We start from the raw sequence: 21,184 nt of genomic DNA on the forward strand, positions 1-21,184 counted from the left end.
ATATAAAATTACACTTTTACATCTTTAATGCTTATTTTTGCATACAAAACTATAAAAACTTCCATGCACAAATATATCGATCAACTTAATGAAGCCCAACGCGAACCCGTTCTCCAAAAAGACGGACCCATGATAATTATTGCGGGTGCTGGTTCCGGTAAAACTCGGGTGTTGACAATTAGAATTGCTTATTTGATGAGTCAGGGTATTGATGCGTTCAGTATCTTATCGCTTACTTTTACCAACAAAGCGGCCCGAGAAATGAAAAAACGTATCTCGGATATCGTAGGTGCCGGTGAAGCAAAAAATCTTTGGATGGGAACATTTCACTCGGTTTTTGCGCGAATTTTACGCTCGGAAGCCGAACATCTTGGATATCCTTCCAACTTTACCATATATGATTCTCAGGATTCGCTTCGTGCTATTTCCGGGATTATCAAAGAAATGCAATTGGACCGCGATGTGTACAAACCGAAACAGGTTTTAAGCCGAATTTCAAATTTTAAAAACAGTTTGATTACCGTAAAAGCCTATTTTAATAATCCGGATCTACAAGAAGCGGATGCGATGTCTAAAAAGCCTCGTATGGGAGAAATTTATCAAAATTATGTCGACCGATGTTTCAAAGCAGGCGCTATGGATTTTGATGATTTATTATTAAAAACTAACGAATTACTGACTCGTTTTCCAGAGGTTCTGGCCAAATATCAAAATCGTTTTCGTTATATTTTGGTGGATGAGTACCAAGATACCAATCACTCGCAGTATTTAATTGTAAGAGCTTTATCTGATAAATTTCAGAATATCTGTGTGGTAGGGGATGATGCGCAAAGTATTTATGCGTTTCGTGGTGCAAACATCAACAATATACTGAATTTCCAGAAAGATTATGAAGGTGTAAAAACGTTCAGATTGGAACAAAATTACCGTTCCACAAAAAATATTGTTGAAGCAGCAAACACAATTATTGATAAAAATAAAGTTAAGCTGGACAAAATCGTTTGGACCGCGAATGATTTTGGTCCAAAAATAAAAGTCCACCGCAGTTTAACAGACAACGAAGAAGGTCGTTTTGTGGCGAGCACCATTTGGGAACAAAAAATGCAAAATCAGTTACCTAACGGCGCTTTTGCTATTTTGTACCGTACCAATGCACAATCCCGTGCGATGGAAGATGCGCTGAGAAAAAGAGACATTCCGTACCGTATTTATGGAGGACTTTCATTTTACCAAAGGAAAGAAGTAAAGGATGTTTTGTGCTATTTACGATTGGTTATCAATCCAAAAGATGAAGAAGCTTTAGTTCGGGTGATTAATTATCCGGCACGTGGAATTGGGAATACAACTATCGAAAAACTGACCATCGCAGCGAACCATTACAAGCGTTCAATGTTTGAAGTCATGCAAAACATAGAACGAATTGACTTAAAACTGAATTCAGGAACCAAGCAAAAACTACTCGATTTTGTTACAATGATTCAGAGTTTTCAGGCTATAAATGAAAATCAGGATGCGTTTAATCTTGCTGATCATGTTGCCAAAAAAACAGGATTGATTCAGGAATTAAAAAAAGATGCTACTCCTGAAGGAATGGCGAAAATTCAAAATATTGAGGAATTACTGAACGGAATCAAAGATTTCACGGATGGCCAAAAAGAAGTGGATGGAGCCCGTGGCGCCTTATCAGAATTTATGGAGGATGTGGCTTTGGCGACCGATTTAGACAAAGACACCAGTGATGAAGATCGTGTTGCGTTGATGACCATTCACTTGGCAAAAGGATTAGAGTTTCCTCATGTTTTTGTGGTGGGAATGGAAGAAGATTTGTTTCCGAGCGCCATGAGTATGAGTACGAGAAGTGAACTCGAAGAAGAACGTCGTTTGTTTTATGTAGCTTTGACCCGTGCGGAGCATCAAGCGTATCTTACGTATGCTCAGTCACGATACCGTTGGGGAAAATTGACAGACAGTGAACCTTCGCGTTTTATTGAGGAAATCGACAGTCAATATCTGGAATACATGACACCTCCTGAAAATAATTACAGGTACAAACCTATGATTGATAGTGATATATTTGGAGATGTGGATAAGTCCAAGCTGCGTCTGGCAAAACCAGCTAACGGAACACCGCCCAAATATGTTTCTGATAACGAACCCAAATCAGATATAAATATTCGTAAATTAAAACCTGTCAGCAACAATGCTGCTTCCGGAAATGCTAATTTATTTGATAATAAACTGGTTGCCGGAAATATAGTTATGCACGAACGATTTGGAAAAGGGGAAGTTTTAAATCTTGATGGCGTAGGAGCAGATAAAAAAGCCGAAATCAAATTTGAAGTTGGCGGAATAAAAAAATTACTGTTGCGTTTTGCAAAATTGGATATTATCGGGTAAAAATTTGTTTCAAGTTTAAGTTTTAAAGTTTTCAGTTAATAAAACTTCAAATCTTAAACATTTTAAACTTTAAACTAAAAAAAAATGGCTCAGTTTATAAAAATATACGAAGACAAACCTAATGAAGCCGCAATCGCTAAAGTGGTTAAGGTTTTAAAAGAAGGTGGTTTAGTGATTTATCCAACGGATACCGTTTACGGTTTGGGTTGTGATATTACAAACACGAAAGCTTTGGAACGCATTGCGAAGATAAAAGGAGTTAAGCTCGACAAAGCTAATTTTTCTTTCATTTGCCATGATTTAAGTAATATTTCTGATTATGTGAGACAAATAGACACAGCTACTTTTAAAATCTTAAAAAGAGCTTTACCAGGACCTTATACCTTTATTTTGCCGGGAAATAATAACTTACCTAAAGAATTTAAGAAGAAAACGACTGTCGGAATTAGAGTTCCTGATAATGCGATTGCTTTAGAAATTGTAAAGTTGCTTGGAAATCCTATTGTTTCTACCTCAATTCACGATGAAGATGATGTGATAGAATATACTACGGATCCGGAACTTATTTTTGAGAAATGGCAAAATCTGGTTGATTTGGTTATTGATGGAGGTTACGGTGATAATGTAGGTTCTACCATTATCGACTTATCAGGTGATGAGCCAATTGTAGTAAGAGAAGGTAAAGGAAGTTTAGATATTTTATAAAATTCAAATCTTTGGCAAAATATTTGCGTATCTATTATAAAACTTTATATTTACCAATAAATAACAATTTCTTTAATTACAATATAATAGCATGTTATTCTTGATTATATTTAATTGGTTATTAAAAAACAATTGAGGATACATTAAGGCAGGTCGATTGGCCTGCTTTTTTTGTTTTTACACCAAATCAGTTTTTGAAAAACAGTTTACCACCTAAAAATAAATCATAAAAAAAACGCCCCAATTTTGAGGCGTTTACTTTTTGATAATTAAAACAAATTACGGTCTTTGTTTTTTCATTTCTTTTTCAATCATTTCATAGAATTGATCAATTTTAGGTAAAACTACAATACGAGTTCTTCTGTTACGAGATCTGTTTTCAGCAGAATCATTCGCCACTAATGGAATATAAGAACTTCTTCCTGCAGCAATTAATTGCTCTGGTTTAACACCTAGTTGATTCGTTAACACACGGATAATAGAAGTAGAACGTTTTACACTTAAATCCCAGTTGTCTAATAAAACACCTGAGCCGTTGTAAGGAACGTTATCAGTGTGTCCTTCTACCATACATTCGAAATCAGGTTTGTCATTGACTACTTTTGCAACTTTCGCCAAAACCATTTTAGCTCTGTCCGTCACTTCGTAGCTTCCGCTTTTAAATAATAATTTGTCTGCAATAGAGATAAAAACGACACCTTTTTCCACATTTATTTCGATATCCGGATCAGATATTCCTACTGAACTTTTCAAGCTGGTAACTAATGCAAGTGTTACGCTATCTTTTTTAGTTAAAGCATCTTGCATTCTACTTATTTTTAAATCTTTCTCTTTGATAGATTCTAATGCTTTTTCAATATTTTGAGCACCTTTAGTCGACAATACCGTCATGTCTTTTGAAACACTAATTAAACCTTGATTTTGTTCTTTTAAAGCAGCTACTGTTGCTGCAAAACCTGCTTTTTCTTCTAAGCAAGAATTTAATTTTACAGTTGCAGTATTTAATAAATCTTGGGTTTCTTTATTTCTAGTTTCTAAATCCGTGTATTTCTTTTTAGAAACACAAGAAGTTAAAAGGGCTATTACTGATAAGGCAATTACGATTTTTTTCATAGATTGTTTAAATTTAGATAAAGGGTTAGTTACAAATCTAGCTTTTTAAAATTCATTTGATTCTAAATAAATCGTTAAAAACGTTTATTTTTCTAATAAAGTACAAGTAAATGATACTATTGACAGTATAATATGTTGTACGTTGAAACTCATTTCTCTTATTATAATTAATCGAAAAAAGGGTGTAAAAAGCACCATGAGCTTTCAATATTGCCCAAAAATGCTTGAACTTTCCCTGTGTTAAAAATTGAATTCCTGCAATTCCGTCCAAAATCATTCTGACTAAAAGTATCGAATATAATTTTTCTTTTGGAAGGTTTTTGGTTAACATCAGTAAGGAATTTCTAAAATTTAAATACGTTTTAGTTGGGTGGCCTTGCTGCAAAGTGGCACCGCCTACATGATATACCACAGATCTTGAAATGTATTTTATTTTATATCCGTTGTTAATCGCACGCCAACACAAATCAATTTCTTCCTGATGCGCAAAAAAATCATCGTCAAAACCTTTTAATGCTTTATAAACAGCGCTTCGAATAAAAAAACATGCTCCTGATGCCCAAAATATCTCTCGTGTGTCATCATATTGTCCGTTGTCTTTTTCTAAAGCATCAAAAATTCGACCCCGACAAAAAGGATATCCGTATTGATCAATAAATCCGCCGGCAGCGCCTGCATATTCAAAATATTCTTTGCGTTTATAATCTAATATTTTAGGTTGGATAATAGCCGTTTTAGATTCATTTTCGAAAGTTTCAAGAATGGGTTGCAACCAATGCTCTGTTACTTCTATATCAGAATTCACTAAAGCATAAATATCTGCGTCAACCTGTTTTAATGCTTCATTGTAGCCACTGGCGAAACCAAGATTACTGTCATTTTTGATAATTGTTACCGACGGAAAAAAAGTTTTGAGATAGGAAATAGAATCATCAGTAGAAGCATTATCAGCAACATAAATTACAGCTTCCGGTGAATATTGTACAACAGAGGGCAAAAATTTTTCCAATAATAATATTCCGTTCCAATTAAGTATGACAACTGCTATTCTCATTATGAGGTTTTGTTTTATAGACTATTTAGTTTGTAATCAGGTAATTCTTCCAGAAAATGATATTTTTCATTCTCAAAATCCATTTGGCAAAAGTAATGATTCAAACCATTGGTCACCATCAAAAATTGGGACTTCATTGTCATATTATAACGGGCAATTTGGTCAAAGGTGGCTTGTGCAATTTTTATTTCGGGTGCTTTACATTCTATCAAAATGAAAATTGAACCATCCGGACTGTAAACCACGACATCGTATCTTTTGCGCAATCCGTTGACTTTTAATACTTTTTCTACATTAATCAAGGAGTGCGGATACTTTTTTTCTTCTAATAAAAATTGGACAACATGTTGTCTAACCCATTCTTCAGGGGTAAGAATGATGAATTTTTTCCTGATTGCATCAAAAATGGAAACTTTATTTTCGCTATTTTTGAACCGAAAGTGATAAAGTTGAAAATTGAGTTTTCGCATGAAGCAAAAGTAAGACTTTTAGATAATAGATTAAAAGAGAATAGATAATATGGACGAAGTATTAAAAATTGTAAATGATATAAAAAGTGGCAACATCAAACCCATCTATTTTTTGATGGGAGAAGAACCGTATTATATTGACAAACTATCGGATTATATTGAGAAAAAAATTTTATCTGAAGAGGAAAAAGGTTTCAACCAAACCGTTTTATATGGAAGAGATGTGTCTATGGAAGATATTATTTCCACGGCTAAGCGTTATCCGATGATGGCAGATCGTCAAGTGGTTATTGTCAAAGAAGCACAGGATTTAATCCGAACCATCGATAAGCTGGAAAGTTATGCTGATAATCCTATGCCTTCAACCGTTTTAGTTTTTTGCTACAAATACAAAACATTGGATAAACGTAAAAAAGTAACGAAGTTATTGGCAAAAAACGGTGTTGTTTATGAGAGTAAGAAACTATATGAAAACCAAGTAGGAGAGTGGATTAAACGTGTTTTATCAGGCAAGAAATATTCAATTGAGCCTAAAGCAAATGCCATGTTAGTTGAATTTTTAGGGACAGATTTGAGTAAAATAAACAATGAATTAGAGAAATTGCAAATCATCTTGCCGATAGGAAGTACGATAACTCCAAAAGATATTGAAGAAAATATAGGTTTTAGTAAAGATTTTAACGTGTTTGAATTACGAAAAGCACTTGGTGAACGCAACCAGTTAAAAGCGTACACGATTGCTGAAAACTTTGCCCAAAATCCAAAAGACAATCCAATGGTGGTAACGACAAGTCTAGTTTTTGGATTTTTTATTCAATTATTAAAATATCATGGATTAAAAGATAAAAACCCCAAGAATGTGGCGGCGGTCATAGGTGTTAATCCTTTCTTTTTGAAAGAATATGATCTAGCTTTGAAGAATTATCCGATGAAGAAAGTGAGTCAGATTGTTGGGGCTTTGAGAGATATTGATGTAAAAAGTAAAGGGGTTGGAGCCAGTGCCATGTCACAATCAGATTTATTAAGAGAAATGCTTTATAAAATATTCAATTAAAAGGCAAAATTTCCGATATTTGTATTCCAAAAATTAGTGATTTAAAAATAAATACCAGGACTATGTCAATGAATAAAAATACTATTTTAGGTTGGGCAACTTTGATTATGATTGTAATGGGTTTATTACTGATTGCATTAGGTGCATTTAGATATGATGACGTAGCAGGATGGGGATTCGCTGCAGTGGGTGTGGGTTTTTTGGCTAACGCTTGGGTTTTTAGTTCTCTGAAAGGAAGAGTCTAGAAGGTTTACAAATTGAGAAAAGAGCCTTAATGGCAGAATAGAAATAATTTTAAATTAAAAAAATGGCAGACGATAAAAAAGTGATATTCTCAATGTCAAAATTGAGTAAAACGTATCAAGGAGCAGATAAACCAGTCCTTAAAAACATCTATTTAAGTTTCTTTTATGGAGCTAAGATTGGTATTTTGGGTTTAAATGGTTCTGGAAAATCTTCCTTATTAAAAATTATAGCCGGTGTAGACAAAAACTACCAAGGTGACGTAGTTTTTGCGCCGGGTTATACAGTAGGTTATTTAGAACAGGAACCTATTTTAGATGATAGCAAAACAGTTATCGAAATTGTAAGAGAGGGCGTTGCCGAAACTATGGCAGTTTTAGATGAATTCAATAAAATCAATGATAGTTTTGGTTTGCCGGAAGTCTATGAAAATGCTGATAAAATGGAGCAATTGATGGATCGTCAAGCGCTTTTACAAGATAAAATAGATGCATTGGGCGCTTGGGAAATTGATACCAAACTGGAAATCGCAATGGATGCTTTGCGTACCCCGGAAGGAGACACTCCAATCAAGAATTTATCAGGTGGAGAGCGTCGTCGTGTAGCTTTATGTCGATTATTATTGCAACAACCAGACGTTTTGCTTCTGGATGAGCCAACGAATCACTTGGATGCTGAAAGTGTCCTTTGGTTAGAACAACATTTAGCACAATACGCGGGAACAGTAATAGCTGTAACGCACGATAGATATTTCTTGGATAATGTTGCCGGTTGGATTTTGGAATTAGACAGAGGTGAAGGAATTCCTTGGAAAGGAAATTATTCTTCTTGGTTGGACCAAAAATCTAGTCGTATGGCATTGGAAGAGAAAACAGCTTCTAAGCGCAGAAAGAATTTAGAGCGTGAGTTGGACTGGGTTCGTCAAGGTGCCAAAGGTCGTCAAACCAAGCAAAAAGCGCGTTTGCAGAACTACGATAAATTACTGAATGAAGATCAAAAACAATTGGATGAAAATCTGGAAATTTACATTCCAAATGGGCCACGTTTAGGAACGAATGTAATTGAAGCTAAAAATGTTGCTAAAGCATTTGGAGATAAATTGTTGTATGATAATTTAAATTTCACGCTCCCACAAGCTGGAATTGTTGGAATTATTGGGCCTAATGGTGCCGGTAAATCAACAATTTTCAAAATGATAATGGGAGAAGAGAAGCCAGATTCAGGAGAATTCTCAATTGGGGATACCGTAAAAATAGCTTATGTTGATCAAGCACACTCGAATATAAATCCGGAAAAATCGATTTGGGAAAACTTTGCTGACGGTCAAGAATTGATTATGATGGGCGGAAAGCAAGTAAATTCAAGAGCTTATTTATCCCGATTTAATTTTGGTGGTGGAGAACAAAACAAAAAAGTGTCCATGCTTTCCGGTGGGGAACGCAACCGTTTGCACCTTGCGATGACTTTGAAAGAAGAAGGAAACGTATTGTTATTGGATGAGCCTACGAATGATTTGGATATCAATACACTTCGTGCATTAGAAGAAGGTCTGGAGAATTTCGCCGGCTGTGCGGTAGTAATTTCTCACGACAGATGGTTCTTGGACAGAATTTGTACACATATTCTGGCGTTCGAAGGAAACTCTGAAGTGTATTATTTTGAAGGCGGATTTTCGGAATATGAAGAGAATAAGAAAAAACGCTTGGGTGGTGATTTAACACCAAAAAGATTGAAATACAGAAAATTAATTAGAAGTTAGTCATCTAATTATAGATTTATCAGCCAGAGGATGTCCCATAAAGACATCCTCTTTTTTCATGCTGTTATTTAATTTTTTTATCAGAGTTCATCATAATTAAAACTGCTGCAACCAGTCCTATGATTACTAACCCAAATACAACAACCATTATAATAGTTCCGTTATCCCAAGAAAAAAGTGTAGTGTCTTTCATGATTAATTAAGTTTTAAGATTGTCCAAATTTATAATTCCTGCAAAATAAAAGGTATGATAATTATCATGATTATTATTTTATTCTAAAAACTTAGCTTGGATTTCTTTGGTGGGAATCAGACAAGCTTCTTTTTTCCCATACCATTTGTAGCGGTTTTTAGCGACATAATCGTAAATATAGTTGTTAAAAGAAGTGGGTAATATCGTAAACAGTGTCGCAAAATAAAATATTCCTCCCAAATTTTTAGCAATTTCTAAAGCAGCTTCTGATTTTAAGTAGTAAGCAAAACCAGGGTGATACAGGATAATACTGTCTGTTTTTTGAATATCAATTCCCAAATGTTGGATGATTTTTTGACCCAAAGCTGATTGTAAAGCTACAAACCGAAAAATATCTTCAGTATCATGCTTAATTATCATCTGCACTGCTGAATCACACAGGTTGCAAACTCCGTCAAAGAGAATGATTTTTTTGTCTATAGGAATATTGAGCATAATTTAAACTTTATAATTTAACCGGATAGAGATTTCTCCTTCTTCGAAATGACAAAACGTGAGACGAGACTGAAAACTGCAAACTAAATACTGTTTATTTCTTCCCGGCTTCTACAAACTCCAGCGCTTCCAGACTCACTTTTGAAGTAAATACACCATAATTTACAGTTGCTTTATTTTTTTCGATAGCATCAATCGTTCCCACCGCTTTTCCATCAAACATTCGTACGCGATCGCCTAATTTTAGAACTGGTTTTGGTTTTTCAATTATTACTTTTAATTTCTTTTCTTTCTTTTCTTTTCTAATTTCCTCAACCTGAACTGTTATTTCTTCAATTACTTCTTTTTTCTTTTCTGTCAGTGCTTTAGTTTCTTTAACGGTTGCTTTTTTGCGTTTTGAATTTTCTATTTCGATGATTTTCAAAAATTCACCTAGCAACTCTTTCTTGTTTTTATTATTAAAATATTTCTCCGAAATGTCTTCAATTTTTTGACCGATGTATATTGTTTTCTGGTTGCTGTCATATAATTCCTGATAGCTTTCCAGTTTTTGTTTTATTTTTACATTGATAGTCTCCATTTTCTTGCCCTCTTCCCGTGCTTTTGTTTCTTCTTCTTTAAGGTTTTGTGATGTTTTTTCCATCTTTGAACGCTCTTTTTGAAGTGTGGCAATCGTTTTATCAAAACGTACTTTTCCAACTTCAATTTTCTTTTTGGCTCGATTTATTAAACTAAATGGAATTCCGTTTTTTAAAGCGACTTCAAAAGTAAAGGAACTTCCCGCTTGACCCATTGCCAATTTATACATGGGTTCTAATGATTTTTCATCAAAAAGCATATTCGCATTGGTGGCAAAAGGCAATTCATTGGCCAGAATTTTTAGGTTTGAATAGTGAGTGGTAATAATCCCAAAAGCTTCTCGGTGATAAAATTCTTCTAAGAAAATTTCTGCTAAAGCACCTCCTAATTCTGGATCAGAACCGGTACCAAATTCATCAATCAGGAACATGGTTTTTCTATTGCACTTCTTTAGGAAGTAGTTCATGTTCTTTAGTCGGTAACTATATGTACTTAAATGATTTTCAATTGATTGATTGTCTCCAATATCTGTTAAAATCCTATCGAATAAAAACGTTTCACTGCGTTCATGAACAGGAATTAACATCCCAGATTGCAGCATGAGTTGCAACAACCCAACGGTTTTCAAAGAGATCGTTTTTCCTCCTGCGTTGGGTCCGGAAATTACAATAATTCTGCTTTCCTGACTGAGTTCAATAGTCTGCGGATGTGTTATTTCGTTTTTCTGTTTGTTATTCAAATATAAAATAGGATGGTACGCATCTCTAAAATAAACACGACGTTCCTCGGTAATTGTTGGCAAAATTCCGTTAATTCTGTTGGCGTATTTTGCTTTGGCAGCGATTACGTCAATATCACTCAAGAAATCCTGATATTGAATCAATAACGGTAAAAAAGGACGAATGTAATTGGACAGCTGTTTTAAAATCCGGGTGATTTCTTCTTTTTCTTCATATTCTAAATTACTCAACTCACGAGAATATTGTAAGGTAGCTTCAGGTTCAATATAGGCAATACTTCCAGTCTTAGAACTACCCAAAATAGAACCTTTTACTTTACGACGGTACATTGCCATAACAGCTAGAACACGTCTGTTTTGTACAAAACTTTCTTTAATGTCATCTAAATATCCCAAAGCAGCGTATTGCGTCAACGCAGAACCAAAACTTTGATTGACTTTGCCTCGAACCGCATTCATATTTCTGCGGATATTCAGTAAATCCGGCGACGCATTGTCTTTTATTTCACCATATTTATCAACTACTTCGTCGACCATCGTGATGATTTCTTTAGTAAGTTCGACTTGGTTCGCCCTTGAATTTAAATTTGGATAATAATCCTCGAATTTTCTCAAAAAAGTCAAAAGGAAATTTACCGTTGAAGAAATAGTTGCAATCTTTCGAAAACTGCCCACTTCTAAAAAACTGTCCTCTATTGCAAGAAATTTTATCTCGTGCGTGATGGCGTCAAAACCATGATTGGGAATGGCATTGTTATTTTGAAAAGACGAAACATACTCTGATGTTTGCATTAATGCTTGCATTAACGTTTCCCTATCTTTAAAAGGGGTTATTTCGAAAGCTTTTTGTTTTCCAATATCAGTGTTGCAAATGGTAGAAATGGTTTCGAGTACTGTAGGAAATTGTAAATCTTGTAATGTTTTTTCGGTGATTGATATCATTTATCGTAAAATTCTTTTCAAGACAAAAATAGCTAATAGTTAAGATAATTTAACAGACTTTCACAAAGAATTAAAGAATGTTTATTGTCCTATTTAGGTTTTAAAAAATAATTCCCTTTGTATCTTTGCTTTCTAATACACAACTATGCAAATCAATCTCAATCCGGAATGGCAATTCATTTTATCGAATGAAATTCAGAAACCCTATTTTTTAGATTTAGTGGAAACTGTTGATGAGGAGTATAAAAATCACACTTGTTATCCCTCAAAAGAATTAATTTTTGCTGCGTTTAATTATTGCAGTTTCAAAGACGTACAAGTGGTTATCATTGGCCAGGATCCGTATCACGGCAAGGGAGAAGCCAATGGTTTGTGTTTTTCTGTGAATGAAGGTGTGCGAATTCCTCCTTCGTTGCGCAATATTTTTCGAGAAATGAGTGAGGATTTGGACACTATTTTCATGCCAGCTTCCGGGAATTTAGAAACTTGGGCAAAACAGGGCGTTTTATTGTTGAATGCTTCTCTGACCGTTAGAGAAGACAATGCGAACAGCCACAAACACTTAAAATGGAATGTTTTCACGGATGCTGTAATTCAAAAAATTTCCGAACAAAAAGAACATGTCGTTTTCTTGCTTTGGGGTAATTTTGCCCATAAAAAAGGGCTAAAAATCGATCGCAACAAACATTTAGTTCTAGAATCCGGGCACCCGTCGCCTATGAGCGCAAATCAGAGAAAATGGTTTGGGAATAAACATTTCAGTAAGACGAACGCGTATTTAGAACAAAACGGGTTAGAGTTAATTAACTGGATTTCAGTAGATTAATTACGTGATTTGAAGATGTAAATAATTGTTTTAAACAGCTTTGCTTGAGTGATGGAAGTGGAGCTCTTTTTTAAGAGGCGTTTCAGCCTGTAAAAAAAGCGGGATCGTGCAGCACGACCTGAAGTTTTTACGTAAGGTCACGCCCAAATTAAAATAATGTTATTGGAAAAATTAAATGATAAGTACGACTAATTCTATGTCTTACTTTTTAACAATATCCTCTAAAACAGCTTTATCGGAGTAGTTAATGACTTTCAGCGTAACCTCTTGGTTTTTAATTGTTTTACCTTCGATGATGTATAACTTTCCTTTTTTTAGTTCAATATTGCTTTTGTCAAAATCTACATCACCAAATTGTAGTGTGTTTTTTATATCGGCAGTATCAATCCATTTTTCAGCCAAAATTACAGAAGCCTTATCCGAATAATAAAAAGGTTTGTTCCTTAAATCATTTAAAACTCTTGCATTTGGAAAATAATTACAGCGGGTGTCTTTGCCACTGAAAACTAACGCTACAAAAAACAGTCCTATTACTAAACCTACCAAATAATAGGCAAAACGATGTATAAACTTCATGAATTAAATTTTTTGCAAAGGTAGAAGAAAGTTTTCTTAAAAAACAATTAAATTGATGTCGTTATAAGGTAGATCGAACCATTCGCCAATAGAACAATTAGCAAGGATTCCGTGGTACATGTAAACGCCATTTTTTAATCCTTTATCACAACGGATGGCGCTTTCGATGCCGCCGTCCTCCGCAATTTTCATCAAATAAGGGGAAATTATATTACTTATGGAAAGTGATGCAGTTTTTGAATATCGGGAAGGGATATTAGGTACGCAATAATGTACAACATTGTTTTTGATAAACGTAGGTTTCTCATGTGAAGTCACTTCTGAAGTCTCAAAACAACCGCCGGTATCAATACTTACATCGACAATTACGGCACCATTTTTCATGTGTTCCACCATCGTTTCCGTAACAATTATAGGACAACGTTCTTTGCCTCGCATAGCGCCAATAGCCACGTCACAACGTCTCAATGCTTTGAGTAAAGCTTTAGGTTGAATTGTGGAAGTAAAAATCCGTTGGTTTAAATTATTTTGCAAACGACGTAATTTGGTAATAGAATTATCAAAAACTTTTACACTGGCACCTAAACCAATAGCGGTTTTGGCAGCAAATTCTCCAACGGTTCCTGCACCCAAAATTACTACATCAGTAGGAGGGACGCCAGTAATGTTCCCAAATAATAATCCTTTTCCAAATTCATTGGTAATCATCAACTCGGCAGCAATTAAAATCGAGGCCGTTCCCGCAATTTCGCTTAAGGATTTAACTGCAGGATACGTTCCGTCCTCATCCTTTATGTATTCAAAAGCGAGAGCGGTAATTTTCTTTTTGGTCAAAGCTTCAAAATACGTTTTCTTGCGGGTTTTCAACTGAATCGCCGACAGCAAAATCGTCTGCGGATTCATCATTTCTATTTCAGCAAGGGTGGCCGGTTCCACTTTCAAAATCATGGGACAACTGAAGACTTTCTTGGTGTCATTAGTGATTTGGGCGCCTGCATCAGAATATTCTTTATCGGTATAACTTGAACTCAATCCCGCCCCTGCTTCAATCATTACGCGATGGCCATGATAGGTAAGCGAGTTAACAGCATCCGGAGTAAGACAAATTCGGCGTTCCTGATGACTCGTTTCCTTTGGAATACCAATAAAAAGTTCGCTTTTTTGTCTTGCAATTTCCAGTTTTTCTTCTTGTGGTAAAAGCTGTTGTTTGGTGAATGGCGTTATAGTTATTGACATTGATGTTGTTAAATTAAGGGTACAAATTACGTAAAAAGATCCATAAACGGCACAAATTCTATCTTGTTAAATTCATTTGGAATGCAACAAATCTCAGCGAATGATTTTTTCCATTTTTATATCGGCTCGCTCATAAACTCCATCCTCCAAAGGAATTTCTACGAAACCAAATTTTTCATACAAATGTATCGCTGACAGTAATTTCCGGTTTGAATATAAGATCAGTTTCTCTATTCCTTTCGCTTCAGCAATATCAAAGCAATGCAAAATCAGTTTTTTACCAATTCCTAATCCTTGTGCGCTATCTGTTACGCCCATTTTGCTCAATTCGAAGGTTGTACTGTCGGTTTTTATCAAGGATACGGTTCCAACGATTTCATCTTTATATTTCGCGTAAAAAATCATTCCGCCTTTGTCAATAATCTGACCTTGCGGATCAGAAAGTACGATTTCATCTTTGGGTTCAACCCTGAAATGTTTTTGCAGCCATTCCAGATTTAATATTTTTACAGCTTCTTTGTAAGTCGGAGAAAAAGGAATTATTGCTATGGTATTGTCTACATTCATAATTACTTTTAGCTTAAAGTTAATAAACGTTTTCCGTCCGCGAGTAGTAAAATACTGATAACGGAATGGGTTTTCGGAATCAAATTTGGAATCTTCTCTGCCCATTCTATAAAACACCAATTGCCGGAATACAAATAATCGTCAATTCCCATATCCAGCGCTTCCACTTCATCATTCAATCTGTAAAAATCAAAATGATAAACCAACTGATTGTCAATAGCTTCATATTCATTAACTAAAGAAAAGGTTGGGCTGCTCGTTGCACCGGTTACTCCAAGCGTTTTGCACAATTGCTTGATTAAAGTTGTTTTTCCAACGCCCATTTCTCCGTGAAAAAGAATCACTTTTTTGGGGTTATTTGCTATTATTTTTTGCGCAACTTCCTCGAGTTGATCTAAAGAAAAAGTAACATTCATTCTTTTATATTTGTTTAAAAGTTTAAGGCTCTCGCCGAAAACTGAGACTGGAATTTCCTATCGTGGGTTAAAAACTAAAAACGGAATAATCATTTCTTCCAATGAAATTCCACCGTGCTGATACGTATTTTTGTAATAACTCACATAATGATTGTAGTTATTGACATACGCCAAAAACAAATCATTTTTTGCAAAAATATAAGAACTGCTCATATTTATAGTAGGCAAACCAATATTTTTTGGTTCTTTTACCGCATAAACATCTTTGTGCTCGTACGTCAAACTGCGTCCGGTTTTGTAACGTAAATTCAAACTGGTGTTTTTGTCACCCACGACTTTCGATGGATTTTTTACATTTATCGTTCCGTGATCCGTGGTCAAAATCAATTTAAAACCCATTTTTTGAGCCTGTTGAATGATTTCTAACAGCGGGGAATTCTTAAACCAACTTAACGTCAATGAGCGATACGCTTTGTCATCGGACGCCAATTCTTTTACGACATCCATCTCCGTTTTGGCATGCGAAAGCATGTCCACAAAGTTGTATACTACTGTCACTAAATCATTATCTTTTAATGATTTAAAACTCTCAGCTAATTTTTTTCCGCTGGCAAGACTGGTTATTTTAAAATATTCTTGCTTGATATTTAAACCCAATCGTTTCAAGTGTGCCGTCAAAAATTCCGCTTCAAAAAGATTTTTTCCGCCTTCTTCCGGGTCATTTTTCCAGTATTGGGGAAACTGTTTTTCCATTTCCAATGGTGTCAAACCGGAGAAAATAGCGTTTCTCGCGTATTGCGTCGCAGTAGGAAGAATAGAGTAGTAAGGCACTTCTTTTTCCAGTTTGTAATAATTTCCAACTACAATTTCAAAGGTTTTCCACTGATCGTAGCGCAGATTATCAACCACTACAAACAAAATGGGCTTGTCTTTTTTCTTGAGTTCAGGAAGCACTAATTCTTTGAATAAGGTATGCGATTGAACGGGTTTGTCCGCTTTTGGTGCAAACCAATCCTCATAATTGCGCTCAATGAATTTTCCAAATTGGGAATTAGCTTCCGTTTTCTGGGATTCCAAAATTTCAATCATGCTCTGATCGTCGATGTTCTCCAATTCCAGTTCCCAAAAAATCAATTTCTTGTACAACTCAATCCAGTCTTCATAGGAATTCACCATTGCCATTTCCAGGGTGATTTTCCTAAATTCTTTCTGATAATCCAGTGTAGTTTTTTGTGAAATCAATCGGGAATGATCCAGATTTTTCTTCAAACTCAACAAAATTTGGTTTGGATTTACAGGCTTGATTAAATAATCGGCAATTTTAGATCCTATGGCTTCCTCCATAATGTATTCTTCCTCGCTTTTTGTAATCATAATCATTGGAACTGAAGATTTTTTTTCCTTCATTTCTGACAGCGTTTCCAAGCCGCTCATTCCGGGCATATTTTCATCCAGAAAAACAATATCAAAATTATTTTCCTCAAAAATACCAATGGCGTCCAACCCGTTATTGCAGGTTGTTACCTCGTAATTTTTCTTTTCCAGAAATAATATATGTGGTTTCAAAAGGTCGATTTCATCATCTACCCAAAGTATTTTTATTTTATCCATAATTGAATCAACAAGTGTTCTAACGTACTAAATTAAAGTGCCAAATTACATTTTTTTGCAACGGCTCCCTGCTAATATTATGATAATTTTATAACACACTTATGCTGTATTTCATAAAATTACTATTCGCTTCCGTTTTGCTTTATATTTACTTTTGGGCGTGCCCCATCCTCCGTAAACTCCGTCCGGGTCGGGCTGTACGCTTTATCTTTCCTTTTTAAAGAAAAAAGGAAAGGATGCCGCTTCCATCCCTCACGCAGTTGATAGAATTAGTGGGGTTTATAAAAATGAAAGGGTAAGAAAAGGTTTCTGAAAATAAGAAGGGAATTTGATTATTTGTAGTTTTTATTTTATATTTTCGTGAACAAAATAATAAAACATCAATGACAGTAAACGATTATTATACAAGATTAAATTCTGAAAATTCTAGAATTTTCATAGAATCTTTAATAGACAATAGTGGACAAAGTTTAACACATGACTTAGTAAGTAATCTACAAATTTGGATGAATTTATTAATCAACTATGAATCCTCAAATATGTTATCTAACTCAATTGAAGAATTAGATATATCTTGTCTACAAATGATGCAAGGAATATATCGTGGTTCATTTGCTTCTTTAAGACTGTCTTTGGAAATGCTTTGTGGTTCGATTTATTTTTCTGCACATAATATTGAATATAAAGAATGGTCCAATGGAAATAAAGATTTGATTTGGGCGGTTTTATCATGTTCAGAAAATGGAATTTTATCTAAAAGATTTTCAGAGGCTTATTTTCCGGAATTAAAAACAACTACTGCAGATATTCATTTAAAATTAAAAAAGCTTTATCGTGAATTATCAGAAATGGTTCATGGTAATAATAAAACTTGGAGTTATGAAAACCCAAAGTTATCATATAATATAGTTCTGAAGGATATTTATAAATCGTACATAGAAGATTATATTATTGTTTCTAATTATGTTTTATGTCTAAGATTTTTAAACTTTATACCATTTGAAGATATTTCGAAAATTGAAATACATATTAATGATAGTTTAGGTCATATTGAAGAAATAAGAATTAAAATTGGAGGACAAAAAAATGGATAACTTTTACTACAGAACCGAAAGTATACGCAAAGATGAAATATTAAAACTATTTGTTGAGAGTAAAATAGAAAGAGACATACTAAATGCTTTTAAATCACATTCACACATAGTATTAGAGGGAAGCAGAGGCTCTGGTAAATCTTTTTTAATGAAAGTTGGTCAAACTGAAATTTTGGAAAGTTTTGAAGCTAATAAGATTCTTCCAATTTATGTAACTTTCATGCAAAGTTCACTTTTGCATTCAAGTGATCCTAATCAGTTTTATCATTGGATGCTAGCTAAAATAATAAAGGAAACATTAAAAGTATTTCAAAAGAATGGACTTGTTGTGAGTCAGTACGCTACCTCGCTTTTAGGCACAACAGAATCTAATAATCTACAGCTAATTGTAAATAGATTTGAATCATCATATAAATCTCCTAAAATCAATATTGATACAACAACTTTACCTGAATTGAGCGAAGTTATTGACGCAATTGAAGAAATATGCGTTGAAAATAATATTAATAGACTTATATATTTCTTTGACGAATCTGCTCATGTCTTTAGACCAGAACAACAGAGACAGTTTTTTACTTTATTTAGGGATTATAAATCGCCCTATATTTCATGTAATGCTGCTGTTTACCCTGGTGTTACGCATTATGGTAATAGTTTTGAAATGACACATGATGCAATTTACATGAGAATTGATAGAGACTTACTTTCTCCAAATTATGTAAATGAAATGAAAGAAATGGTTTTAAAACAAGGTGGAGAATCATGGGAAAGAATAATTAATAAACATATGGATTTATTTAATACATTAGTTTTTTCTGCTGGTGGAAACCCAAGATTATTATTAAAAACGTTAGATAAATGTGAAAAATTTAATACTGCTTCTGTAAATGATGTAATTAGAAATTTTTATAGATCTGAAATTTGGCTTGAACATACTCAATTAGGAGAAAAGTATAAAGGTCATAAATCAATAATTGATTGGGGACGAACTTTTATTGAGGATAATGTAATACCTACAACAATTTCTAAAAATAATGATCGTGTTGATAGGGGCCAAAAAGAATCAACAATTTATTTCTGGATTAGTAAAGATGTGCCTGAACAGGTTAAGGAAGCTCTTCGCTTATTAAATTATACTGGTATCATACGAAAATATGACAGTGGTGTTAAAGCAACAAAATCAAAAATTGGTGACAGATTTGAAATTAAGTTTAGTTGTTTATTATCTCAGTATTCGGCATCAATAACAACATCAAAAAGTATTATTGAAAATGTAAAACTTGATATGTTTACTGAGTATGGTCAAAATAATTCTGCATTTACAAGTTTATCCATAGAAACAATATCTGATTTTTCAGATGCGGAATTCTTATCAAGTCTTCAATCACAATTATCAAAATCCGTCAAAGGTTTAGACTTAACACATTGGCAAAAAAATAAATTAGAAGAAATTAAAATAGTGACTATTGAGCAACTTCTGGATGTAACAGAAGATGAGCTTATCACTAAATTATATCAGGTTGGACCAGTGCGAGCAAGAACTATGAAAAATTCAGCAACGGCTGAATTACTTGAGACTATATCTGGTTAAAATAAAAAAGAATCTTAGTATATATTAATAGTTTGCTAGGCACTGCTAACACAAGCGTCTTTATCGCGACCGCAAACAAAATTGAATACAAATACAAAAAAAATGAGCAATATAAAAGAATGTTACACACATTCCCATGTTAAAATAGTCGAAGAAAAACAAAATGATGAAACCAATACTGATTTTAATAATGCTCTTTTTTACAGCAGTTTCAAATTCTCAAAATAGTAATCCAAAAGAGAATAGCTTAAATTAAGATGAAATTAAAAAGACAATATTCGTAATTAAAAGATTGGTATTGTCATTTGGATTTGGTTTAATTCTCACTTAAAATAAAATATTAACAAAAAAATAGTGGTTGAACGGACAAATCGCCCATAAATTAATTGGGAATTATTTAACTTGTTTTTTCAAAACGGAAAAGTGAAAGCAAAAGATTCTTTTATCAATGGACTGATGGAAGGCGAGTGAATCTTTTATCGTGAAACCGGACAGCTTTGGTAAATTGGAAATTTCAAAAAAAACATTAAAAATGGTTCTTTTATTAGGTATGACAGAAACGACCAAATAGAAAATTGAGAGACTTTTGAAAACGACAAAATCATAGAAAAAGATGATACATTTAATTGTTTTAGAACTTCTAAAAAGCTGTTGTTTATTAAATTAAAAGAAATGAATTTCATTTTTACATTTTTTTTAATTGCTATCATTTATTCTTTAGGAATTTTTTAGGAAAAATAGTGAATTTATTGAGTGTCGGAAAATTATAAATTAGTAAAATTCAGTTTTTAAATTTTTATAAAATAGTTTGTACAATCTGCTTAATTTTTTTATCTGTTTTTCTGTCAGTACTGGTATTCAAAGAAAAAATTACTTTCTAAGATTTAAAATATTTGTTTGATTGCACCATATTGAATTTTTTGGAACAACACTGAATTGAGAGCAATTCTATAGAGCAGATAAAAAAGTAATTGTTAAGAAAGACAAAAAATTAATATAAAATTGGCAGTAACAAACTTGGGAGGTTTTATTTTTGTAATGTAGTATTATGGCGAATAAAATAGGTCAACTTTTTGATTTTCCACAGTACAGCAATTTATTATTAATTAAATTTTTTACTATTATGACAGAAGATTACAAAATCATTGATAAAGAAGATATTGCGCTTCTTAAGTTTCCAAAAACAGATGTTTTAAGCGACGTTGACGAAATAAAAACAAGAACTGGTGAAATCAACAGAGCTTTATCACTGGGCAATTTAGAGCATTCAAAAATTAAAATTTTCTTTGAAGACGTTGAATCCAAGAAAGTTGTAGACACCACGGTTTGGGGTGTCACTGACAAAAATGTTATCTTGAAACAAGGTGTGATGATTCCAATTAACAGAATATTTAAGTTGTTTTAGGACTTATTAATTTAAATGACTCGAACTTTTTTTTGTTTTGGTACTGAATAAATTTTTTTGTGCCCATGTTGATTAGTCGGAAATTATAAGGTTATATAATTACAAAAAGACTGGTTTTA

Annotated in this window: 21 protein-coding genes; 10 read left to right on the forward strand and 11 right to left on the reverse strand. The window is 33.7% G+C overall.

All coding sequences use genetic code 11. The annotated features are described in order from the left end of the window. The first annotated feature begins 63 nt into the window (after window positions 1-63). Together ACP7AV_RS05905 and ACP7AV_RS05910 are read left to right on the forward strand one after the other, a co-directional pair. Window positions 64-2,397: an ATP-dependent helicase gene (locus ACP7AV_RS05905; protein ID WP_426091143.1), complete on the forward strand. Its 2,334-nt coding sequence runs from the start codon at window positions 64-66 to the stop codon at window positions 2,395-2,397. 84 nt (window positions 2,398-2,481) lie between these two features. Then, window positions 2,482-3,102 (forward strand): L-threonylcarbamoyladenylate synthase, encoded by a 621-nt coding sequence (locus ACP7AV_RS05910; protein ID WP_426091144.1) that lies wholly within the window; start codon window positions 2,482-2,484, stop codon window positions 3,100-3,102. Window positions 3,103-3,381: 279 nt separating this feature from the next. On the opposite strand, the gene ACP7AV_RS05915 is transcribed toward ACP7AV_RS05910, so the two are convergent. The 3 genes from ACP7AV_RS05915 to ACP7AV_RS05925 are packed head-to-tail and all read right to left on the reverse strand — an operon-like array spanning window position 3,382 to window position 5,739. After that, a complete protein-coding gene (locus tag ACP7AV_RS05915) occupies window positions 3,382-4,215 on the reverse strand; it encodes an OmpA family protein (protein ID WP_426063670.1) in 834 nt (277 codons plus the stop codon). A 52-nt stretch (window positions 4,216-4,267) separates the two neighbouring features. After that, a complete protein-coding gene (locus ACP7AV_RS05920) occupies window positions 4,268-5,272 on the reverse strand; it encodes a glycosyltransferase family 2 protein (RefSeq protein WP_426091324.1) in 1,005 nt (334 codons plus the stop codon). Window positions 5,273-5,283: 11 nt separating this feature from the next. After that, entirely contained in the window at window positions 5,284-5,739 is a 456-nt protein-coding gene (locus ACP7AV_RS05925; RefSeq protein WP_426091145.1) for a type I restriction enzyme HsdR N-terminal domain-containing protein, read from the reverse strand. Between the two features lie 49 nt (window positions 5,740-5,788). On the opposite strand from ACP7AV_RS05925, the gene holA reads away from it, so the two are divergent. The 3 genes from holA to ettA all read left to right on the forward strand — a co-directional run bounded on the left by holA (window position 5,789) and on the right by ettA (window position 8,795). Then, window positions 5,789-6,793: a DNA polymerase III subunit delta gene (gene holA, locus ACP7AV_RS05930; RefSeq protein WP_426091146.1), complete on the forward strand. Its 1,005-nt coding sequence runs from the start codon at window positions 5,789-5,791 to the stop codon at window positions 6,791-6,793. A 62-nt stretch (window positions 6,794-6,855) separates the two neighbouring features. Next, the gene (locus tag ACP7AV_RS05935) at window positions 6,856-7,038 is read left to right on the forward strand and encodes a CAL67264 family membrane protein (protein ID WP_417960094.1); all 183 of its coding nucleotides are present in this window, start codon (window positions 6,856-6,858) and stop codon (window positions 7,036-7,038) included. Window positions 7,039-7,100: 62 nt separating this feature from the next. Beyond that, window positions 7,101-8,795, forward strand: a complete 1,695-nt coding sequence (gene ettA, locus ACP7AV_RS05940) for an energy-dependent translational throttle protein EttA (protein WP_426063673.1) — start codon at window positions 7,101-7,103, stop codon at window positions 8,793-8,795. Between the two features lie 64 nt (window positions 8,796-8,859). Here the strand turns inward: ettA and ACP7AV_RS05945 are convergent, their stop codons facing one another. The 3 genes from ACP7AV_RS05945 to ACP7AV_RS05955 all read right to left on the reverse strand — a co-directional run bounded on the left by ACP7AV_RS05945 (window position 8,860) and on the right by ACP7AV_RS05955 (window position 11,743). Further along, window positions 8,860-8,988, reverse strand: a complete 129-nt coding sequence (locus ACP7AV_RS05945) for a hypothetical protein (RefSeq protein WP_426063674.1) — start codon at window positions 8,986-8,988, stop codon at window positions 8,860-8,862. 78 nt (window positions 8,989-9,066) lie between these two features. Continuing rightward, window positions 9,067-9,483, reverse strand: coding sequence for a thiol-disulfide oxidoreductase DCC family protein (locus tag ACP7AV_RS05950; protein WP_426091147.1), 417 nt, complete (start codon window positions 9,481-9,483; stop codon window positions 9,067-9,069). Between the two features lie 94 nt (window positions 9,484-9,577). Continuing rightward, the gene (locus ACP7AV_RS05955) at window positions 9,578-11,743 is read right to left on the reverse strand and encodes an endonuclease MutS2 (protein WP_426091148.1); all 2,166 of its coding nucleotides are present in this window, start codon (window positions 11,741-11,743) and stop codon (window positions 9,578-9,580) included. Between the two features lie 145 nt (window positions 11,744-11,888). Between ACP7AV_RS05955 and ung the strand changes: the two genes are divergently transcribed. Further along, complete coding sequence (gene ung, locus ACP7AV_RS05960) at window positions 11,889-12,569, forward strand: uracil-DNA glycosylase (protein ID WP_426091149.1); 681 nt, start codon at window positions 11,889-11,891, stop codon at window positions 12,567-12,569. A 201-nt stretch (window positions 12,570-12,770) separates the two neighbouring features. Here the strand turns inward: ung and ACP7AV_RS05965 are convergent, their stop codons facing one another. From ACP7AV_RS05965 to ACP7AV_RS05985, 5 genes are all read right to left on the reverse strand, one after another. Continuing rightward, window positions 12,771-13,145 carry a DUF4258 domain-containing protein gene (locus ACP7AV_RS05965; protein WP_426063678.1) on the reverse strand — a complete coding sequence of 125 codons (375 nt, stop codon included), beginning with the start codon at window positions 13,143-13,145 and terminating at the stop codon, window positions 12,771-12,773. A 36-nt stretch (window positions 13,146-13,181) separates the two neighbouring features. Further along, the gene (locus ACP7AV_RS05970; protein WP_426091150.1) at window positions 13,182-14,381 is read right to left on the reverse strand and encodes an alanine dehydrogenase; all 1,200 of its coding nucleotides are present in this window, start codon (window positions 14,379-14,381) and stop codon (window positions 13,182-13,184) included. 93 nt (window positions 14,382-14,474) lie between these two features. Then, window positions 14,475-14,948: a GNAT family N-acetyltransferase gene (locus ACP7AV_RS05975; protein ID WP_426091151.1), complete on the reverse strand. Its 474-nt coding sequence runs from the start codon at window positions 14,946-14,948 to the stop codon at window positions 14,475-14,477. A gap of 8 nt (window positions 14,949-14,956) precedes the next feature. After that, window positions 14,957-15,364: a tRNA (adenosine(37)-N6)-threonylcarbamoyltransferase complex ATPase subunit type 1 TsaE gene (gene tsaE / locus ACP7AV_RS05980; protein WP_426091152.1), complete on the reverse strand. Its 408-nt coding sequence runs from the start codon at window positions 15,362-15,364 to the stop codon at window positions 14,957-14,959. 57 nt (window positions 15,365-15,421) lie between these two features. Next, window positions 15,422-16,975, reverse strand: coding sequence for a response regulator (locus tag ACP7AV_RS05985; protein ID WP_426091153.1), 1,554 nt, complete (start codon window positions 16,973-16,975; stop codon window positions 15,422-15,424). Window positions 16,976-17,358: 383 nt separating this feature from the next. On the opposite strand from ACP7AV_RS05985, the gene ACP7AV_RS05990 reads away from it, so the two are divergent. The 4 genes from ACP7AV_RS05990 to ACP7AV_RS06005 all read left to right on the forward strand — a co-directional run bounded on the left by ACP7AV_RS05990 (window position 17,359) and on the right by ACP7AV_RS06005 (window position 21,065). Continuing rightward, entirely contained in the window at window positions 17,359-18,069 is a 711-nt protein-coding gene (locus ACP7AV_RS05990) for a hypothetical protein (protein ID WP_426091154.1), read from the forward strand. Next, a complete protein-coding gene (locus tag ACP7AV_RS05995; protein ID WP_426091155.1) occupies window positions 18,062-19,660 on the forward strand; it encodes a hypothetical protein in 1,599 nt (532 codons plus the stop codon). Before ACP7AV_RS05990 ends, ACP7AV_RS05995 begins: the two co-directional genes overlap by 8 nt. A gap of 102 nt (window positions 19,661-19,762) precedes the next feature. Next, window positions 19,763-19,888 (forward strand): hypothetical protein, encoded by a 126-nt coding sequence (locus tag ACP7AV_RS06000; protein ID WP_426091156.1) that lies wholly within the window; start codon window positions 19,763-19,765, stop codon window positions 19,886-19,888. 820 nt (window positions 19,889-20,708) lie between these two features. Continuing rightward, entirely contained in the window at window positions 20,709-21,065 is a 357-nt protein-coding gene (locus ACP7AV_RS06005; RefSeq protein ID WP_426091157.1) for a hypothetical protein, read from the forward strand. Window positions 21,066-21,184 lie beyond the last annotated feature (119 nt).

The sequence above is a fragment of the Flavobacterium sp. DSR3-2 genome (assembly GCF_049896525.1).
Classification (GTDB): domain Bacteria; phylum Bacteroidota; class Bacteroidia; order Flavobacteriales; family Flavobacteriaceae; genus Flavobacterium.